This is a genomic window from Antrihabitans stalagmiti, from assembly GCF_016482825.1.
GTDB lineage: Bacteria > Actinomycetota > Actinomycetes > Mycobacteriales > Mycobacteriaceae > Antrihabitans > Antrihabitans stalagmiti.
The window spans coordinates 1-19,052 of record NZ_JAEMNV010000006.1; the positions used below are offsets into that span (position 1 = coordinate 1).

The window sequence follows — 19,052 nt, forward strand, 5'->3', positions numbered from 1 at the left end:
CATCCGATCTGGGCATGGATCGATCCAAGCCCGGTCTCAGGTGCCATCACCTATCTATCCAACAACCTGTCCCACATGTATGTAGACATCAGGTGTCTCATATGTATGTGGACTCAACAGAGGTCCCAACCTCCGAAAGGACTCACGAGCAGCTTGCTGCCTATGCGTTTATCGGCTCCTTGGGGGCCGGCTCGCCCGCCTGATCGCTGCCTTCGACGTCGAACTTCGGCAACACCCGATCGAGCCAGGCCGGGATCCACCAGTTGGCCTTGCCCAGGATCGACATCGTCGCAGGGACGAGCACCATCCTGACGATCGTCACGTCGACGAGAACCGCCGTCGCGAGGCCGACGCCCATCATCTTGACCGTGATGTCGGAATCCATCGCGAACCCTGCGAACACCGCGATCATGATCGCACCCGCACTGGTGATGACGCGACCCGTCGACGCGAGCCCCTTGATCACGCTGGTGTGGGCGTCGCCCGTCTTCAGCCACAATTCCCTGACTCGCGAGAGTAGGAACACCTCGTAGTCCATGGAGAGCCCGAACAGGATCGTGAACATCAGGATCGGGACCCAGCTGGACACGGGCACTTCGTGCGGTAGGCCGAGAAGTTCCGCGCCCCAACCCCATTGGAACACCGCGACCATCACGCCGTAGGCCGCTGCAACCGAAAGCAGGTTCATTGCAGCAGCTTTCAAGGCAACCACCGGTGCGCGGAACACCACAGTCATCAGGATTACCGCCAGCGTCACGACGACCGCGATCACGAGCCACAACCTGTCGGCCAACCGATTCGAGATATCGGAGAAGATCGCCGTCAGACCTGTCACGTGTGAGGTCTCCGGCAGTGCCGACCGCAACCGGGTGAGCGTCTCGGGCGTTGCGGCATCCTGCGGTCCGGTCTTCGCTTCGACCCGAACGATCGCTGCTGTGCCCGCCGCGTTGCGGATCACGGGGGACACCTGCGCGACGCCAGGATCAGCCTTGAACGTAGCGACCAGCGCATTCACCTCGCTGTCGGAGGTGTGGTCCAGATCGATGGCGACGATGAACGGTCCATTGGCGCCCGGGCCGAATTCGTCGCTGACGATGTCGTAGGCAAGTCGGGTCGTGTTGGACGTCGGCTGGCTGCCGGAATCCTGTGGCCACGTGCGCATCTGCAGTACGGGCGCTGCCAGCAGCAGCAAAAGTAGCAGCGCGGCAACGGCAAACGGCCACGGCTTCTCACCGACCCTGGTCGCCCAGAGTTCGGTCTTGGAGACCCTGGGTGCGTCCGCCGCCACAACTGCTGTCGCTTTGCGACTGCGCTTGCTCAACACCCGATGACCGGCGAGACCACACAGCGCTGGAACCAAGGTGACCGACGCCAACATGACGGAGGCGACCATCGCGAACGTCGCGTAGCCGAACGACGAGTAGACCGGAATGCCTGCGAGTTTCAGACCGAACAGCGAGACGAGGACGGTGGTACCGGCGAAGATCACCGACATGCCTGCCGTTGCATTGGCTCTGGCAGCGGCGTCGACGACGCTCATCCCGCCGCGTAGTCCTTCGGCATAGCGTGTGACCAGCAACAATGCGTAGTCGATGCCGATACCGATGCCAACCATCGTTGCGACCGTCGGCGCGATGTTGCTGATGTCGGTGAAGCCGGCCATGACGGTGATCAGCGCGGACCCGATTCCGACGCCGACGAACGCAACCGCGAGCGGCAATCCGGCGGCGACGATCGAACCGAACGCGAACACCAGGATGATCAAGGCGACGACGATGCCGATCGCTTCCGCCACACCCGAAGGCGCCGAGATGTTTTCGGGGATCTGCCCGCCGAGTTCGACCTGGTAGCCGGCATCCTCGGTCGGTGCGGTCGCTGCCCTGAGCGCGTCGATACCTTCGGTACCGCTGAAGTCGGTGACGGGGACGCTGTAGCTGAGGTCGATCAGCGCGGTGTCACCGTCGGCCGAAACCCGTGGGGGAGCGACCGCGCTCACGCCTGCCACCTTCGACAGTCGCTCGCTCAACGTGGTGAGTTCGCCGGCGGGCACCTTGCCGGTGTCGGAGTGCACGACGATGCGAGCGTCGGCTCCCGAGAATTCGACGAACCGTTCGGTGAGGAGGTCCGTGCCGGCCTGCGCGTCGACACCCGGAATGGTGTAGTTGTCCTGTGGGCTACCGCCGACTCCTGCGGCCAATCCGAATGCGATCAGCACCAGGGTCACCCACATGCCGATCACGCGCCACGGCCGAGTCGCACTCGCCGCACCGACCCTATGAAGTAGGGAACTCATGGTGTCCTCCGAAGACTGTGTAAACGAGAGCCTCGTAATCGAGAATTGTCTTCGTCAGGATGGGCGTGGCCACTAGTAGAACACTTGGAGTCCGTCAGTTTCCGAGGCGTCAGTGCCCGAGACGACGTTGCGCTTCGTCGATCCATTGCGGGCAGCCGCACCGCACCGCCAGTTGTTCGGCGACCTCGTAGTGCGCGGCCGCCACTGCAGTGTCGCCGAGCAACATGGCAAGGTCGCCGAGGATTGTGTCCGTCGGTCCGATGGCGACCGAACCTGTACTCGCACCACCGATTTGACCGGCATAGGCCAGTAGCTCGTTGTACACGGTACGAGCCTCGTCGTGTGCTCCAAGCCCGACGACAGCCAGGCCGCGGACGGCAAGGAACAGTGATCGGAAGAAGTCGATACGAATCGGTCGAACCTGCTGCCGTGCGGCGCGCGCACCGGCGGTGTCGCCGATGGCCAGCAGTGCGACGGCGAGTGGATCCGCGACGGCGTCGGGCGCGGACGTCGCTACCGCGGTCATGATCGGTGCGAGCTCGCCGACCCGGCCTTGTGTGAGCCGAATCGAGAAGAGCGCGACGGCGTAGGTGCCGGTTGCATCGGTTGCACCGTGCCGTACGAAAATGTCGTTTGTTGTCGCATAACACTTTTCGGCCTCGTCGAGGTCGCCGCGGGCGTGCGCGACGAACCCGCGAGCCGACATGTTGGTGCCTTGCGCCTGGCGCCACTGATAGCGGTCAGCGATGGCCGTTGCGGCATCGAGATGCTCGACAGTGAGCTCGATTTCACCGAATGCGGCCGCGGCCTGCATGGCGACGTAGTGACCGATCAAGGCGATGGCAGGCATGTTGTACTCGGTACCGAGCACGATCATCTCCGCCGCAAGCCGGTCGCGCGCGGACCGCGTCATCGTCGGGTCGTGTAGGGACAGGTTGCTGCTCAGCGCCAGTCCGAGGACGTGTGGATCGCCGATCTCGCGTGCGAGTCGCTCTGCCTCCGTCGCTGCAGCCCACGCTTTCTCGTACTGTTCGCCGCTGACTTCCTCGACGAGAACGACGAGCAAACGGCAACGCTGCGCCGGCGTAAGTTCTGTTGTGCTCAAAGCGCTTTCGATCATGTCGACCAAGCGGTCGTCGACGGTCCCGTAGATCCTGTTGAGCCACGGCGTCGGCGCGTCCCAGGCTGTGAGGGCAGCGACGATCAAGTCGTCGCGGCCTGCGGCGGCCGCGAGCGATGCAGCGCGGTCCCTGGCTTCGCGAGCTGGGATGTTGGCGCCGGACGCGAGGTAGGCCTTGCTTGCCCGCGAGATCAGGTCCACGTGCGACGCGACACTCTGCTGTGTCACCGTGCCTGCGCTGTCGAGCACGTCCAGTGCAGCCACCGCTCGCAAATAGAAGGCTGCCGCACGATCGTGCGCGAACCGCCGTTCGGCCTGCTCGCCCGCGGCGATCGCGTAGTCCGCGGCGCGACGCGCGGTTGCCAGAGAAAGGCATTCGCCGAAATGGTGCGCCAGGGCCGCAACGTCGCCGGGCCGAACAGCCTCGACCGCCTCGGCGACCCGTAGGTGCCACCGCGAGCGTCGGAGCCGAGACAGATCGCCGAACAGGGTGTCGCGAACGAGTGCGTGCGTGAATCGCACCCGGCCTGGACCCGGTTCGTCGAGCAGCCCGGCAACAACCCCTGCATCCAGTGCGTCGAGGACGGTGTCCTCGTCCACCTCGGCCGCACGCAGCAGCACGTCGACCTCGGCGTTGCGGCCGATCACGGCCATCAGTCGCAGTATCGACACCGCAACCTCGGGGAGCCGTGCGAACCGCCTGCGCAGCACGTCCCTTACCCCTTCCGGCACTTCCGAGGTCGCGACCAACTCACCTTCGCTGCCGAGTAGACGCGCGCTTTCGCGCAGGTAGAACGGATTTCCGCCGGTACGCTCCGTGAGCTTCTCGATCGTGGAACCGTCCGGAAGTACGCCGGAGACCGCCCGAACGAGTTGTGCGGCGTCGACAGCGTTCAGGCCCGTCAGTCGGATCCGCGCCTGCGTGGAGGTCGCGATGCCCGCGAGTGTGTGTTCGAGCTGTGGACCTACTTCGTCGGGTCGGTAGGCAACGACGGTGAACACGGACGACGACTCCGTGACGCTGCTGAGCAGTGCGAGGGTTTCGGCATCCCCGCGGTGGAGGTCGTCGAGAAAGATCGCGAGTGGGCGATCGCGCGCTGCAGTGTCGAGGTAGGTAGCGACGGCTCGGTGCAAAAGGAAACGGCCGAATGCCGCGTTCGGGTCGGTGGCGTTTCCGCGACGGTCGTCGAGCAGGGGTGCGAGGGTGTCGCGATGCTCACCGGGGTCCACCTCGCCGGCGAGAGAACGCAGCAACTCCACCCACGGCCAGGCGGGGGGAGCGCCGTCGGTCTCAGGACAGCGGCCGACGACGACGCGCCAACCGTCGGCTTCGAGTTCGGTCCGAAAACGTTGCAGCAGAGTCGATTTACCGCTACCCGCCTCGCCGGACACAAGAGCCGCCCGCGACCGCCCGCCGTGCGCAGGCGTCGAGGCGACGGCATGCAGAGCTTGCAACTCGGGCTTTCTGCCGACGAAAACGGCGGTGTCCATTGGCTCGTTGCGTGCGACTGTTGCTCGCGCGGGTTCCGGCTGACGAACCGGGATCCGTTGCGCACGCAGATCGGCCTCTAGACGAATCAGCGCGGGCCCCGGATCGATGCCGAGTTCCTCGGCAAGAACGTCGCGGGCCTGTCGTAGCGCGGACAACGCCTCCGCTTGCCTGCCTGCCGTATAGCGGGCGAGAGCAAGTAGTCGCCAGCCCTCTTCGCGTAGGGGATATTCGCCGGTGAGTGCTTCGGCGTCCGCAGCGGCGGCGATGGCGTCGCCCGCGTCGAGTGCGGCGGCAGCCCGTCGTTCACGTGTGGAGAGTCGAAGCTCGTCGAGTCTGTGCGCTTCGGCAGTCGCCCACGGTTCGCCGGTGAACTCCGCAAACGCTGGGCCTCGCCACAACCCGAGAGCCTCATCCAGCGCTGTGTGGCGGCGAATCGGATCGTCGATAGTCGCGGCCGCGCGGACGTCGGCTTCGAACTGCCAGGCATCCACCGCCGACGTAGCCAGACGCAGGGCATAACCGGGTGCCTGGCTGACCAAGATCTCGGCCGGCGCGCGCGGCGGTCGGTTCGGCTCGAGCACCCTGCGCAGATTGGAAACGTAGGCCTGCAGCGCACCGAGTGCACGGGGCGGTGGTTCGCCTTTCCACAGATCGTCGACGAGACGATCCACCGATACGACCTCCCCGCGGGCAACGAGAAGTAGCGCGAGGACACCTCGTTGGCGTGGACCGCCCACATCGATGCTCTCGCGCCCGATTGCGGCGTCAAGGGAGCCGAGCACGCGGATCGAAACCATAGCTGGACAAGCCTAGACAAGCCCGGTGGCAGCAGCGCCGACCGCGTTCCTAGTCGGCTACAAGCCGCTCGCGGCACCCTTGGTCCGTGGACCATCGAGCGATTTTGCTGCACGACGAGCACTGCAGAGTTTTTCGGACGTTGCACCGACTCGTGCAGGGTGTTGCCGACGGTGATCGCGGCGGTGCTGCCGAGGTCGCGCGACGACTGGCCGGAGCCGTCGCTGCACTGCGCCGTCACACCAGATCGCAGGACGAGATCGTGTGGCCAGCAGTGCTCGACCGTGCGCCCGCCGACTCGGTGCTCGTGCTCTGCGCCGAGGAACAGCACGAACGGATAGACCGCCTGCTGACCTGCGCGCAAGCACGTACGGCAGCATTCGTCGGTGCCGCTGCGGCGATCGAACGGGCGCGCCTCACCGCTGCACTCGATGCCCTTTCCGAAGTGCTCGAAGAGCATGCGGCACAGGAGGAATCGCAACTTCTACCCGTCGCGGAACGTGCCCTCACAGCCGCCGAGTGGTCGACCCTGAGCGTGCGTTCCCAGGACGGGTGAACCCTTCGACTCAGCGCGATTACAATCGCGGCGTCGCGTGGAGTAGCGAAATAGGCTCGGGCACATGACAACAGCATCGACGACTCAGCTCGGCGCAATCATCGACGCGACGGCGGCCGCTGTCGCCGACAGTCCCGCGAACGCGCACGTCGTCTTTCGTGGGTCGGGTACCTCGCAGGGCGCGGTCGGCAGCTCGATAACGCTGGGCAACTACACCATCGCAGTCGACGAACCGCCCGCCCTCGGCGGCGAGAACTCGGCACCGAATCCCGTCGAGTTCTACTTGGCGGCCCTCATCTCGTGCCAGGTCGTCACGTACCGATTCTGGGCGGACAAGCTCGGAATCGCGTTCGACGATCTCGCCATCGAGGCAGAGGGCGATCTGGATGTGCAGGGCTTCTTCGGGCTGAACGACGATGTCCGTGCGGGTTTCGGCGAGGTTCGGCTTGCGGTGCGAATCACCGGCCCCGAGTCGGCCGAGCGCTACAGCGAACTCCGAACTGCCGCCGACGCGCATTGCCCGGTACTCGACATTTCGCGGTACCCGACGCCGGTCCACACGACGCTCGTCACGAACTGATCGGCTTACGCAGATTGTCGAGGGCGAGTCGCCACTCGTCGGGATAGGGCAGGTGGAACGCCGCGCTGTCCGGTCCCGCCGCGGTGGTGTAGCGCACCATAAGCAATGGACGCCCGGTCGACTTGCCCAGGTGGCGCGGGACCAGCGTGCACTCGGTGATGGTGGTCAGCGGAATATCCAGCGTCACAAGCGAATCCGAATGGTGAAACCAGAGGCGGCGCGGCGACAGCACGAGTGCGCCCAAGCCGTTCACGGCCGCCGCTGTGTCCGATTCGACGCACATCAGGTCGACGAGCAACTGTTGCCGGACGACCTTCTCGTTGTCGAAGTCCTTCGACATGCGGTACGCGAGAGTTTTGCGGTTGGGTCGGATCACAAATCTGTGCAGCGCGTAGCCGGAGAAGATCAGGGCGGCGAGCAGGGCGACCAGCACCAGAATTGCGAGGACAGTCATGGCGGCAGGATAGCGAGCGCGGGGGACCGGGGCACCGGTACCATGCGGCAACCAGCAAACCGCGTCGCATCGGAGGAACCCCGCGTGGAGTTCATGCAAGTAACCGACGCGTCCTATGTCCTCGCGGAATCGAGCGACCACCCGATGCACGTCGGGTTGTTGATGTTGTTCGAACCGCCGAAGGGCGCGGGTTCGGAGTTCGTCGAGGCGCTCTACGAGCAGATCGTTGCCGACCACGACTTGGCGCCGGAGTTCCGCAAGAAGCCGATGACGGCCATGGGCGGAGTTGTCGGTCCGCTCGCCTGGAGTACCGACCTCGACGTGGACATCCGCAAACACGTACGGCTCATGCGTATCGCTGAACCCGCAGGCGTCGACGAACTTCTCGCAGCGGTCTCGGATTGGCACGGCACGCTGTTGACCCGCGAGCGGCCACTGTGGGGCGCCTACCTCGTCGATGTGCTGGCAGACGGCCGCTTCGCACTGTTCCTCGAAGTGCACCGCTCACTTATGGACGGGGTGAGCGCCGTGCAGTTGGTCCAACTGGTCCAGCGGACGTTGTCGAAGGATCCCACCGACACGACGGTCCGGGCGCCCTGGCATCAGATCGCTGCTCGCAAACCCGCGCCTGCAGCCCCGCAAGCCCCGCAGCCCACACCGGACACCAGCCTCGGATCGCTGTTGCGGATGGGTAGTAAACGCCTGACCGGACTCGCCGAGATGGTCCCTGACTCGGCGCGGGTTGCAGGTCGCGCACTTGCCGACCGCAACCTTGCCGTGCCGTACCGGGCGCCGAAGACGATGTTCAACGTTCCGGTCGGCGCGCGACGGGAGTTCGTCACGCGCTCGTTCACGTCGAGCCGCCTCGACGTCGTCCGCAGGTTTTCGCGTTCCGACCTGGACGAGCTTGTGCTCGCAATGACCGCAGGTGCCGTCAGAAACTATCTGCTCGACCGCAATGCGTTGCCGCAGACGTCGCTGGTCGCCATGGTTCCGGTCGTCAAACGGACGCGTGACGCCAACGCGGATGCGAAGGTCGAGACCGTCTTCTGCCAGCTGGGTACGACGACGAAACATCCGGGCGATCGCTTGACTGCGATCAAGTCGTCGCTCGCGACGGGCAGGAAGATGGCGAGTTCGGTCGGCAAGGCAAGTTCGTTGGTGTCGTCGGTCGCTGCGATGACGCCGAAGATGCTTGCCGGCGTACGCACCTCCGCGCCGCCGCCGTTCAATCTCGTGGTGTCGCATGTGACGGGACCGATGGAACGCTTGTACTGGAACGGTGCGCGCCTCGCTGCCCTGCATCCGGCATCGGTACTCGACGACGGACTTGCCGTCGCAATCAATGCGACGACTTTGGCAGGCACACTCGATTTCGGCATCGTCGGATGTCCGGACGCCGTACCCGACCTCGGTCAGCTTGCGGCGTATCTGGAGTCGGCGCTGGTCGAACTGGAGTCGTTCTACTCCTGAATTGGTGAGAATTGATCTGGCGAGAACGGTTCTGCCGCAACCTGATCTGCTGAGGAGTGCCCGCGCAGTCGGTCCAGTTCGCGGCGATCACGTTTGGTCGGCCGCCCGGCGCCGCGGTCGCGTTGCGGGATCGACGCGAGAACCTCACGGGGCGGCGGTGGCGGACTTCGGTCGATGATGCATTCCGCTGCGATCGGAGCGCCGACCCGTTTGGTCACGATGCGCACCACTTCGACGATCCGCTCGGTGCCCGCGACACGCACCCGCACTTCGTCGCCGATTCGTACGGGGTGCGCCGCTTTGACCGAGACACCGTTGACGCGAACGTGGCCGGCGCGGGCGGCGGTCGCCGCGCTCGACCGCGTTTTGAAAAGCCGCACCGCCCACGTCCAACTGTCCACCCGTGCCGTCGTCACGAAACCAGGTTAGGCGACCTCGTCCTGTACGACCTCGGGTGGCGTCTTGGCCGACGGCAACAGTGCGTATGCAGCACACACGATCGCGAACAACACGTACCCGAGCGCGACAGTCGGGTTGGCGGCCCACGCGACGGATTCACCGTGGATCAGTCCGATGAACGAGAGGACGGCTCCGACCGCGGCGGCGATCGCCGCGTACACGAGCTTCTTGTCGAGGATGAAGGTGACGATGGTGCCGAGAACCAGTCCAGTGAGCACCGCACCTTCGCCGAGTGTCTTCAAGCCGTCGTAGACGACTCCGGCGTTGCCGAGCGCTTCGCTGCCGACCTTGTCAGCCGTCGTGCCCGCTGCGGCAAGTGCATTGTCGACCAATCCGCTCGCCCATTGCGCGAGGTTCGGTAGGAGTGCCGCGACCACCGCGACAGCATGCAGTTTCGGTACGGCTTGGAAGGCCTGGGCGCCGATCAGCAGACCGATGTAGAGCAGAATCGGGACGATCGCAGGGATGGGCAGAATCGTCGCGAGTACGCCGAAAAGCCCTAGGAAGCAGAACAATCCGATGACGGAGCCGCTGGCGAGCGAGTAGCCGATCCGACCGCCCGCGTCCTTCCAGCCGGGGTGCCCGATGTAGACGGCCGGCGGAAACGGCGAACCGAAAGCAGCACCGACGACCGCGCCGGCGCCGTCGGCGAGCAGGACACTGCGCAGGTTGTAGTCGTCACCTGCTGCTGCGGCACTCTCCACGTTGCTCATCGCTTCGGTGAAGTTGTAGATGCCCAACGGGATTGCGGTTCCTAGCAGTGGCGCAAGGTCACCGAGGCCGGAGAAGAGCATGTCGAGGCGCAGGTCGGGGAGCCCGATCGCGATGTCACGCACTGCCGCGGACACATCGGGAGCGGACATGTAGCCGCCGATCCACCCGATCGCCGTGCCGATCAGCAATGCGGCCAAGCCGACCGGAATATTGCCTGGCAGCTTCACATTCGTGAAGAAGCCGATCAGGATGATCGCGAGTACAGGGAGACCGATCCAGGCGACTTCCCACATCTGCGCTGCCGGTCGCATCGAGATGAAGGTGATCGAGATTCCTGCGAGCGTGCCGAGCATTGCGGCGCGCGGGGTGAGCTTGCGAATGTAGGGACCGACGAATGCGCCGATCATCACGATGACGCCGATCATAAACGCCCATGCCAGCCCGGCCTGCCACGCCGCGGTGGGGTCGTTCGTCGCCAGATACACCGGCAGCATGACGACGAAGACGACGATGAACATGTGCGGAACGCTTGGTCCGTACGGTAATGCCGTTACGTCGGTGCGGTTTTCGCGCTTGGCAAGTCTGCGGGCAAGCAGCGTGTAGTAGAGGTTGCCGAGTATCAATGCGATACCGAGCGCGGGTAGGACCGTGCCGAACACGTCGTCGCCGGGAAGTTTCACTACTCCGGTCATCAGCACCGTCAGCGTCAGGACGTTGACGAGGATGTTGAAGCCGAGGCCGAAGAAGGCGTTGGTGTCGCCGCGCGTCCACCACGGCAGCGCCTTGACGGATGCCGGCGGTGGGGTCGGCGGCGTTGTGTCGGAGGGAGATTCGGACGGGGTGTCTACATCTGTACTCATGACGGAATCCCTTCAGCTGGCTTGGCGGGTGGACGAGGCGGAAAACTCTGCGAGCGCGGCAAGTGCCGGTATCACAGCGGACGTGTCGGCGACCCACCCGAAGATGCCGCCCTGCGCGCTGATCATGTCCAGACCGATCTTCTGAAAGTCCGGGAAATACGAACCGACGCAATCGGATACGACGAGGCACTCGTAGCCTCTGTCGTTCGCCTCACGCACCGTCGTGTGCACACATACCTCGGTGGTGACTCCGGTGACCAGAAGTTGGGTAATGTCCTCGGCGACAAGCACATCCTGCAGAGACGTCGCGTAGAACGCGCCCTTGCCCGGCTTGTCGATGACGACCTCACCGTCGATCGGAGCGAGTTCGTCGACGATGTCGTGGCCGTACTCGCCGCGAATCAGGATGCGCCCGAACGCACCTGGGTCGCCGATGCGCTGTGACGGGTTACCGCGCGCGAGTTTCGCAGGAGGGCAGTCGGAGAGGTCGGGTTCGTGGCCCTCCCGGGTGTGCACAACGAGGATGCCTGCCGCTCGTGCCGCGGCGAGGAGGTCGGTCAGCGGACCGACCACCTGTTGCAGCAACGCGACGTCGTTGCCGAGGCTTTCGCCGAAACCGCCGGGCAGCAAAAAGTCTCGCTGCATGTCGATGACGATCAGTGCGGTCGCGCCCGGCGTCAGGGTGAACGGTGACGGACGAGCGGACGAAACGGTCGGGGTATTCACAGTTGCTCCTCTAGCGTGTAGGTGGATTGCGAAAGTGGCTCGTGGGCAAGCTCATCGGAGTGACTGCGCGGCTCGTCGAGCAGTTGTGCGGCAACCTGCAGCACCGTGTCGTCGGACAGGGCCGGCCCGAGCACCATCACGCTCACGGGTCGGCCGTCGGCCGTAAGTCCCATCGGCACAGCCACACCGACGAGGTCGAGCAGGTTTCCGAAATGTGTGTAGTGCCCGAGTACGGTGTTGCATTCGATCGGCCGAGCAAGTACTTCGTCGACGGTGAACGTCGTGCCGATCGTGGGCAGGACCAGAACGTCCATGTCTCGCCACCCACGCCCGACCTCGGCTCGTAGTTCCTGCAGTCGTTGCTGGGCTCGGAATGCATCGACAGCCGTGTACTTTTCGCCGCTGCGCAGGATGTCGCGAACGACGGGATGGATCGAATCCGGTTGTGCGGCAAGGAAGTCGGCGAACTCGACGAGGCGTTCGGCGACCCATGGCCCCTGGTAGAGGAGCGCACCCGCATCGAGAAAGGGTCCGAGGCCGACTGCGACCGTCGTCGCTGCGCTGCGCAGAATCTTCTTGCGAATCGCGAAATGTGCTGCCGCCATGGACTCGTCGCCGAAGAATTCGAGATCTGTTGCGTCGGGGAGGCCGATCCGAATCGGTGTGCCGCCGTAGGAGGGTCCGCGTGATCGACTCCACGAATCGTTGTCGTCGAGTCCGGCAAGCACGTCGAAGGTGCGGTCGACGTCTTCGATGCAGCCCGCCATCACGGTGATGCAGTCCAGCGACTTGCAGGCCGGAACCAAGCCGACGGTGCTGATCACGCCGCGTGACGGTTTGAAGCCGACCACGCCGTTGAGCGCGGCAGGTACTCGACCGGATCCGGCGGTATCGGTTGCGACGCAGAACGGGACTTGACCGAGAGCTACGGCGAGTGCCGAGCCCGAACTCGAACCACCGGAAATCATGTTGTCGCCGTACACACTTCGAGGAATCGGGTACGGCGTTCGGGTGCCGTTGAGCCCGGTCGCGAACTGATCGAGACTGGTCTTTCCGACGTACAGCGCGCCTGCTGCCAGCAGTCGCGCCACCGCGGGTGCAGTCTCTTCGGCCGTGTAGGCGAAGTCGGGACAGGCGAGCGTGGTCGGCACGCCTGCCACGTCGATGCTGTCCTTCACTCCGAAGGGCACACCGTAGAGCGGGAGGGCTCGCGCGCCGGGGCGTGCTTCGATTTCACGCGCCGCAGCGAGCAGTCGATCGCGTGGCACCACCGATATCCAGGTGCCGTCGTCGCCGCGCGCTTCGATCGCGTCGGCGACCCGCATCGCGGTCTTGACGGGCGAGCCCGAGCCGCTTGCGTGCGAGTCCACGATCTCCGCGACCGACGGCCCGAGCACAGGTCCAGTTCCGCATGCAGAAAAAGTCATGCTGTCGATTGTCGACAGAATGCGTGGCGTCCCTGGAACGCTTACGTGTCGATTGTGTTATCCGAGCTCGAGGTAGGACAACTCGCCGTGGTGCTCGACCGCAGCGACCGCACGGTCGACGTCGTTGGCTTCCAGAGCCTCGAGGATCGCGAGGTGTCTGCGAATGCCGTCCTGCGGATCGTGGCGCCGCGCTTCCTCGCGCAAATTGATGGCCATCGGAAGCTGCAGCTTCAGCAGCACGGGCTCGAGGGCGATTTCGAGCTGGCGATTGTCGGCCAAACCGACGACCGCGGCGTGAAAACGTCGATGGGCGTCGTCCTTGGCCAGCTCGTCGCCGTGTTCGCCATGGTGTTCCATCTCCGCCAGGGCAGTCCGGATGCGCGCGAGGGGATCGACCTCGGCGTCCTGGGGCAGCGGTAGCGCCTTCTCGATCGCGTACCGCTCAAGCAGGTGCCGGAGGTCGTAGAGCTGCAGGATGTCGGTCGGTGACCAGGTTGCAACACGTGATCCGCGCCGGGGGAGATGCTCGACCAGACCCTGCTGACCGAGCAGTCGCAAAGCTTCGCGCAGTGGCGCTCGGCTGATGCCCAATCTGCCGCACAGCTGCTCTTCGATGATGCGCTCGCCGGGCTCGAGGGCGCCGCTGAGAATCTCGTCGCGGACCCGCATTGCTGCGAGTTCGACGAGACTCATCGGGAGCGACTCGCGTGATTCCGGCATGGCCATTGTCGACAGTCTACGAAAATTCTGTCGGTGCGCTCGGTATGGCCGGGCCGCGCCGACTCCCGCGAGTAGGCTCGGCCGATGCTCGGACGCATCGACGAAGTGGTCTTCGATTGCACGGAGCCGTTGCTCCTTGCCACCTTCTGGTCGACCGTGCTCGGCGGTGATCCGGTGCGTCGCAGCGACTCCTGGGCCTACGTCGATCCGCCGGGGTGGACCAGGTTGGCGTTCCAGCGGGTGCCCGAAGCCAAAGCGGTGAAGAACAGGGTCCACCTGGACGTCCTTGTCGACGACATCGGCGTGGCTACCTCAGCTGCAATAACTATGGGCGCCGTCGCGGTCGGCGGGGTCGTGTCCGACACGGCGGGCAGCTTTCAGGTGCTGCTCGACCCCGAAGGTAACGAGTGGTGCGTCGTCCGTCCGCCGGACCCGGGTCTGCAGGCGAGCCAGGAGTAGGAATGCGGCCGCGGCGCCCGTGCACCACACGCCAGGGCCTGCGAGTCCCCATTTGGCAGCAAGCAGATTGGCGAGACCTGCGCAGATCACGACGGCGCCGACCACGATATTGCGGACGCCACCGACCTCGGCGACCGCGTCGTCCCACCGATCGATCGGCCGGTTCTCCAGCGGCTGCAGCAGTACGAACAGCCCAGCGGTCGTCGCAGCGAACGCCACGAGTTGGGCGAGGAGCAGCGTGCCGAATCCCGGCTGCGTCGGCGTCGAACGGTCATGTCCGAGAACGTGACTGACCGCGCTCACGATCAAGAGCGCGGGCATGTGCCAGAGGTAGAGCGTCATGGCGCCCCGGTTGCCGATCGCAACGAACCACCACAATCGAGCGTGCCGCATGGCGCGTGCGCACCACGGTGCCGCGACGACGAACAGACACGACAGCACGATGGTGTGCCCGGCGAGCAGTAGCGACGGGGGCGTCATGTTCGACAGTTGCTGACCTGGAATCGTCACCAGGCTCACGTCGTAGGGTCCGGCGGTCACGAGCACGACGTCGAAACCGAGTGCAGCAGTGGCGATCCGCAGTGCCCAACGGCGGGCCAGTAGTCCGCGAACGTAGCCGACACCGAGCGCCGCCGGGATGAGCCACACGAGAATATTGACGTAGCCGATCATCATCGGGCCACCGTTGAGCCGAACCGCGTCGATCAGTGCTGCTCCGCCGACGAGGCCGCCGACAACGAAGCCGAGCTGACTTGCGCGGGTAATGCGAGCCAGTGCCGGAACGAACGCGAGAACTACGACGTAAATGCCGATGAACCAGAGCAATTGGATGCTCAACCCCGCGACCGCGTTGTGTACATACTGTGGGACAACAGGTTTCGCGGCAATCAACATGACGATCCACGCGGCAACGTAGAAGAAGACAGGTCGGTAGAGTCGCTGCGCGCGTCGCATGAGCCACGCGCCCCAGCCGGCACCGCGTCGCCACCCGAGTGCACCTGCGGCGGCGCCCGCGAAAAAGAACAGCGGAAGCACCTGCAGCAGCCACGTCGATGCTTGGAGCGCAAAGGATTCGCTCAGCAGATTGCCGAAGATCAGGCTGTCCGGACCCACCGTCACAAGCAGCATGATGCCGTGTCCGGCAATCACAACGACCAACGAAAACAAGCGAACGAAATCGAGCGACCGATCCCGCTGCGGTGGTGTGTTCGCCTCGACCTCCGCTGCACTCGGAAAGGGGGAGCGGATCGTCCGCGACTCGAAAGTTGGCATGTCAACGACAGTGCCTTCACGTAGAGCGGCGTTGGAGAGGAGAACTACTCATCGAGTGTGAGTATTCGAGTCACCTGTCGAGTACGCACATTTGCGCGGCGAACCGCAGGTATCGTAGGTCCGTTGCTCGCAAGGATGCGATGGCGAAGGGGACCTGCAGATGACCGAAACCGACCACGACTCGGCCGAGCCGACGACGGACCGCGGACTGACGTGGATCAGCTACGGCGACTTCGGCTCTCGATTCTTCGACGATGCCGTCACGATCGATCGAATCACGGCCGCGATCGAGGGAATGGCCGGCAAAGGCATCAAGATCGGGCCTCTGCAGCTGGGGCCCGCTGGGCTCGCAGGGTTCGTCGCCGAGGGCAATGTCGGAGATCCGACCATCACCCGACACGAGGGTAGCGAGGTCGCCTACGACCTGCTTGTCCCCGCATCGCTGGCCGTAGTCCTGCGACTCGGGCAGGAAATTCGAATACAGGTCGGTGTCGAGATCAAGCTGGTGCTGTCGGCGCGCGCGGCACGTCCGTTGCGCATCGTCATCGACATCCCGCGCATCACACACCGCGACGTGAAGCTCGTCGTCCGTGCCGAGGCGCTCGGCGCAGCATGGCAGTGGCTGCTGGAACCGATGGGCGAGGTGATTCGCCGTGAGGTCGCTACCAGGCTGAATGCGATGCTGTCGGAGAAGGATTCACTCCGCGGCCGGATCTTCGATATCGCTGCCCGAATCAACGACGATCCCAAGGAGAACCTGGATCTGAACTTCACGTGGATGACCTACGAGGAGTTCGGCACCGCGTTCTATCAGACCGCGATCACGCAGAAACGTATCGAAGACGGTGTCGCCGATCTCTCGGGTCGTGAGCTGACGATCGGTCCGCTGAAGGCTGGTCCGAAGAACATGGCGGAGGTCAACGCGACCGGCAACATCGGCACGCCGAAGGTCGCCAAACGTCCGGGCGACATCGTTGTCTTCGACGTACTCATCCCGGTGACCCTCGACTTGACGATCGCGATGGGCCGCCAGAACCACTACACGGCTGAGATCGGCATACCGCTCGTGTTGACTGCTCGTGCGGCCGACTATCTGGTGATCGTCGTCGACGTTCCGGCGCCCGAGGTGGATGCCATCAAGATCGACCTCAAGGCCAAGGGTCTCGGCGCTTCGATGCTCGGTGTGGTCGGCAACGTCAAGCGGGAGATCGCCGAACAGGTCGCTGCCGTCGTCGCCGAGGAAGTCGCCGACCAGAGTGGTCGTACGGTCGATGTTGCGGAGCGGATTGCCAGCGCCTGACCGGTTCGCCTGGTTCGACTACTCCGACTAATCCGGCCTACGCACTGTCGTCGGTTGGGCGTTTCTGGCGCTTGGCTTCGAGGCGCTGCTGTTCGGCGCGTTCACGGCAGCGGCGGAGGAATTCCGCGTCGTCCTCGGGGTTCTGCGCGACTGCCCGACCCGGTCGTTCGTACTCGACGTAGCTGCCTGCAGTCGGTCTGTCGTAGCGCCTGTCCGGGCCGACGGGTCGCCCGGCGACCAACCAGACGATCGAGCCGATGGTCGGAATCAGCAGCACGATCAGCAACCAGGCGAGCTTGGGCAGGTTGCGGACTTCGGTTTCGGGACAGGTGATCACGTCGACGATGCAGTAGATCCACAGCACCATCGTGATCAAGCCGAGTATTGCGTACGGCATCGTGTTACCCCCCGGTGTGCGCGGCGTGCAGCCGCGCTAAGTGTGTTGTGTTTCCCGCCCGGCGACGAGATTACGCGAGAGCGCGACGATCACGAAGTCTTGTGACTGCTGAAACTCATGAGGTCAAAGTTTCTCGAGTGTCTAGCGGCGTCAGAGTTAGTGTGGTGAAATATGTAAACGATCGAAGCTACCGGCGCGCATCAATGAACTGGGGAAGGCGCGCCGGTAGTCATCGAAAGAAAATTCCGTTAGCGAGGACGCAAGTGCAGGTATCCCGTAGAGAGCTGTTCCGCTATGCCGCCGCAGGGTCCTGCGCGCTCGGCGCTGCCGCTATGGGCGTCAATGCCGCTGTGGCGCAGGCTGATTCGGACCTCGGCACCCTCATCGACTATTCCGGCGGAGTGCCGTCGGCCGACGCGATCCTCGAGGCCGGGCACGTCGGCGCGATCAGGTATGTGTCGGATCGCCGCAAAGGCGCCGAGTGGATGATGGGCAAACCCCTACGTGCCGAGGAGGCGGAGGCGCTGACCGACGCCGGTCTCGAGATCGTGTCCTGCTATCAGTTCGGCAAAGGTACGACAGCCGATTGGCGTGGCGGACTCGAAGCAGGCAAACGGCACGCCGACCGCGGACTCGAATTGCACCTTGCCGCAGGTGGTCCCGCGAATCGGCCGATCTACGCGTCGATCGACGACAATCCGACCCCGATCGAATTCGCGACGATGATCGCGCCCTACCTGCTCGGCTGGCAAGCGGTGGTCGGCAAGGAGAACACGGGCGTCTACGCCAACTCCCCGACGATCGACCTCGCAACCGCCGCGGGCCTCGGATCCTGGTTCTGGCAACACGATTGGGGAACTCCGGAAGGTTACGTCCATCCGGATGCGCAGCTGCATCAGTTCGAGATCGACAAGCGGCGGATCGACGGCATCGGGATCGACCTCAATTCGATTCTCGCCCCCGACTATGGACAGTGGTCTCTCTCATGATCGACCTCCTCTACACCGCACTCGGCTGGCTGTACCAAGCGATGTCGAGCGGCTCGGCCGGCGGTTCGTCGTAGCGCGATCAACTCCCGACCAACACTCCGACCCAACACAAAAGCCCGGGGACTTTCGTCCCCGGGCTTTCGCATGTGTGGAGATGTTATGCGACGGAGAACATTCCGACTGTCGGCAGGAATGTGCAGGTACGCGGTGCGGCGTCGGCTGCCTGAGTGGTGAGCGATCCCGAAACGACCGCGAGTACGCGACCAGGGCCGGTGTCGGCGATGGCCGAGAGCGTTGCCGGTCCGTCCGGGTTGATCTTGGAAGCGTTGGTCAGCGGCTGCGTCAGCGTCTTGCGGTTGTCGATGTTCAGCCACGTGACCGTGAGCTTGTCGCCCTGGGTGTCGGCGACGGTCTTGGTGCCGAGCGCGGTGAAGACGAAGCCTGCCTGGCCCGCTGCGGGTCCGGGAGGCGGCAGTTTGGCGGGACCGGCAACGGCTAGCGCTGTGCCGACCGAGTCTGCTGTGTCGGAGATGCAGCCCCTACCGATCGTCGGGTAGAGGAACTGGGAGATGACGGGACCGTCCGACGGCGGAATGGCAGGGCCACCGCCACCGCTGCCGTCGAGGAATTTGATGATGCGGTCGAGCGTCGACTTGAGCTGCTCGGGCAGTGCCGGAGACTGCTGCAGAAGCTTCAGCTGCTCGATGAGCGCGCCCTGCGGGCCTTCCGCGATGTCCATGGGGCCTGCAGCTGCGCCGAGGATCGCTGGGGCGAGCGAGGCGAGCGCATCGATCGGGACGTCCTGCGGAATCGCAGGCACTGCCGGGATCGGCTCGGCCGACACAACTCCCGGTGCGGCCATTGCGGCTGCAGCCGCGATCGCGAGTGCCGTAATGGCTCTGCGAGTTCCTCGGGTTCGACGCACTGTGTCCCCATCCTTGTTCGGTAATGCAAAAAAACCGGCCG

At 64.6% G+C, this 19,052-nt stretch carries 16 protein-coding genes and 1 pseudogene; 6 read left to right on the forward strand and 11 right to left on the reverse strand.

Translation table 11 applies throughout. The features are described 5' to 3' along the window. Positions 1-160 precede the first annotated feature (160 nt). Entirely contained in the window at positions 161-2,293 is a 2,133-nt protein-coding gene (locus tag JGU71_RS18435) for an MMPL family transporter (RefSeq protein WP_199705760.1), read from the reverse strand. A gap of 109 nt (positions 2,294-2,402) precedes the next feature. Further along, on the reverse strand, positions 2,403-5,702 hold the full coding sequence (locus tag JGU71_RS18440) for an ATP-binding protein (protein WP_199705761.1): 3,300 nt from the start codon (positions 5,700-5,702) through the stop codon (positions 2,403-2,405). An 86-nt stretch (positions 5,703-5,788) separates the two neighbouring features. On the opposite strand from JGU71_RS18440, the gene JGU71_RS18445 reads away from it, so the two are divergent. Both JGU71_RS18445 and JGU71_RS18450 read left to right on the forward strand, forming a co-directional pair. Beyond that, positions 5,789-6,256, forward strand: a complete 468-nt coding sequence (locus JGU71_RS18445) for a hemerythrin domain-containing protein (RefSeq protein ID WP_199705762.1) — start codon at positions 5,789-5,791, stop codon at positions 6,254-6,256. Between the two features lie 64 nt (positions 6,257-6,320). After that, on the forward strand, positions 6,321-6,836 hold the full coding sequence (locus tag JGU71_RS18450) for an OsmC family protein (protein WP_199705763.1): 516 nt from the start codon (positions 6,321-6,323) through the stop codon (positions 6,834-6,836). On the opposite strand, the gene JGU71_RS18455 is transcribed toward JGU71_RS18450, so the two are convergent. Next, positions 6,826-7,290: a hypothetical protein gene (locus JGU71_RS18455; RefSeq protein WP_199705764.1), complete on the reverse strand. Its 465-nt coding sequence runs from the start codon at positions 7,288-7,290 to the stop codon at positions 6,826-6,828. The genes JGU71_RS18450 and JGU71_RS18455 overlap by 11 nt on opposite strands. A gap of 93 nt (positions 7,291-7,383) precedes the next feature. Between JGU71_RS18455 and JGU71_RS18460 the strand changes: the two genes are divergently transcribed. Further along, positions 7,384-8,763, forward strand: coding sequence for a wax ester/triacylglycerol synthase family O-acyltransferase (locus tag JGU71_RS18460; RefSeq protein ID WP_233529772.1), 1,380 nt, complete (start codon positions 7,384-7,386; stop codon positions 8,761-8,763). On the opposite strand, the gene JGU71_RS18465 is transcribed toward JGU71_RS18460, so the two are convergent. Genes JGU71_RS18465 through JGU71_RS18485 form a run of 5 tightly spaced genes read right to left on the reverse strand, consistent with a single transcriptional unit; the run spans position 8,754 to position 13,675 of the window. Further along, entirely contained in the window at positions 8,754-9,179 is a 426-nt protein-coding gene (locus JGU71_RS18465) for an RNA-binding S4 domain-containing protein (RefSeq protein WP_199705766.1), read from the reverse strand. The two genes, JGU71_RS18460 and JGU71_RS18465, sit on opposite strands and share 10 nt — an antisense overlap. A gap of 9 nt (positions 9,180-9,188) precedes the next feature. Continuing rightward, complete coding sequence (locus JGU71_RS18470; RefSeq protein WP_199705767.1) at positions 9,189-10,796, reverse strand: SulP family inorganic anion transporter; 1,608 nt, start codon at positions 10,794-10,796, stop codon at positions 9,189-9,191. A 12-nt stretch (positions 10,797-10,808) separates the two neighbouring features. Continuing rightward, the gene (locus JGU71_RS18475; RefSeq protein WP_199705768.1) at positions 10,809-11,522 is read right to left on the reverse strand and encodes a cysteine hydrolase family protein; all 714 of its coding nucleotides are present in this window, start codon (positions 11,520-11,522) and stop codon (positions 10,809-10,811) included. Further along, complete coding sequence (locus JGU71_RS18480; RefSeq protein WP_199705769.1) at positions 11,519-12,949, reverse strand: allophanate hydrolase; 1,431 nt, start codon at positions 12,947-12,949, stop codon at positions 11,519-11,521. The genes JGU71_RS18475 and JGU71_RS18480 overlap by 4 nt, the downstream gene beginning before the upstream one ends. 57 nt (positions 12,950-13,006) lie before the next feature. After that, positions 13,007-13,675 (reverse strand): GntR family transcriptional regulator, encoded by a 669-nt coding sequence (locus JGU71_RS18485; RefSeq protein ID WP_199705770.1) that lies wholly within the window; start codon positions 13,673-13,675, stop codon positions 13,007-13,009. A 78-nt stretch (positions 13,676-13,753) separates the two neighbouring features. Here JGU71_RS18485 and JGU71_RS29950 point away from each other — a divergent pair. Then, positions 13,754-14,029: pseudogene (locus JGU71_RS29950) on the forward strand (VOC family protein); the annotation flags it as partial. Here the strand turns inward: JGU71_RS29950 and JGU71_RS18490 are convergent. Then, the gene (locus tag JGU71_RS18490) at positions 13,982-15,400 is read right to left on the reverse strand and encodes an acyltransferase family protein (RefSeq protein WP_199705771.1); all 1,419 of its coding nucleotides are present in this window, start codon (positions 15,398-15,400) and stop codon (positions 13,982-13,984) included. The pseudogene JGU71_RS29950 and the gene JGU71_RS18490 overlap by 48 nt on opposite strands. A 160-nt stretch (positions 15,401-15,560) precedes the next feature. Here JGU71_RS18490 and JGU71_RS18495 point away from each other — a divergent pair, with 160 nt between their 5' ends. Continuing rightward, positions 15,561-16,700: a hypothetical protein gene (locus tag JGU71_RS18495; protein ID WP_199705772.1), complete on the forward strand. Its 1,140-nt coding sequence runs from the start codon at positions 15,561-15,563 to the stop codon at positions 16,698-16,700. A 37-nt stretch (positions 16,701-16,737) separates the two neighbouring features. On the opposite strand, the gene JGU71_RS18500 is transcribed toward JGU71_RS18495, so the two are convergent. Continuing rightward, positions 16,738-17,097 carry a PLD nuclease N-terminal domain-containing protein gene (locus JGU71_RS18500; RefSeq protein ID WP_199705773.1) on the reverse strand — a complete coding sequence of 120 codons (360 nt, stop codon included), beginning with the start codon at positions 17,095-17,097 and terminating at the stop codon, positions 16,738-16,740. A 263-nt stretch (positions 17,098-17,360) separates the two neighbouring features. Between JGU71_RS18500 and JGU71_RS18505 the strand changes: the two genes are divergently transcribed. Further along, the gene (locus JGU71_RS18505; RefSeq protein ID WP_307829716.1) at positions 17,361-18,086 is read left to right on the forward strand and encodes a DUF1906 domain-containing protein; all 726 of its coding nucleotides are present in this window, start codon (positions 17,361-17,363) and stop codon (positions 18,084-18,086) included. A gap of 157 nt (positions 18,087-18,243) precedes the next feature. Here the strand turns inward: JGU71_RS18505 and JGU71_RS18510 are convergent, their stop codons facing one another. Further along, positions 18,244-19,011: an Rv1157c family protein gene (locus JGU71_RS18510; protein WP_199705775.1), complete on the reverse strand. Its 768-nt coding sequence runs from the start codon at positions 19,009-19,011 to the stop codon at positions 18,244-18,246. Positions 19,012-19,052 lie beyond the last annotated feature (41 nt).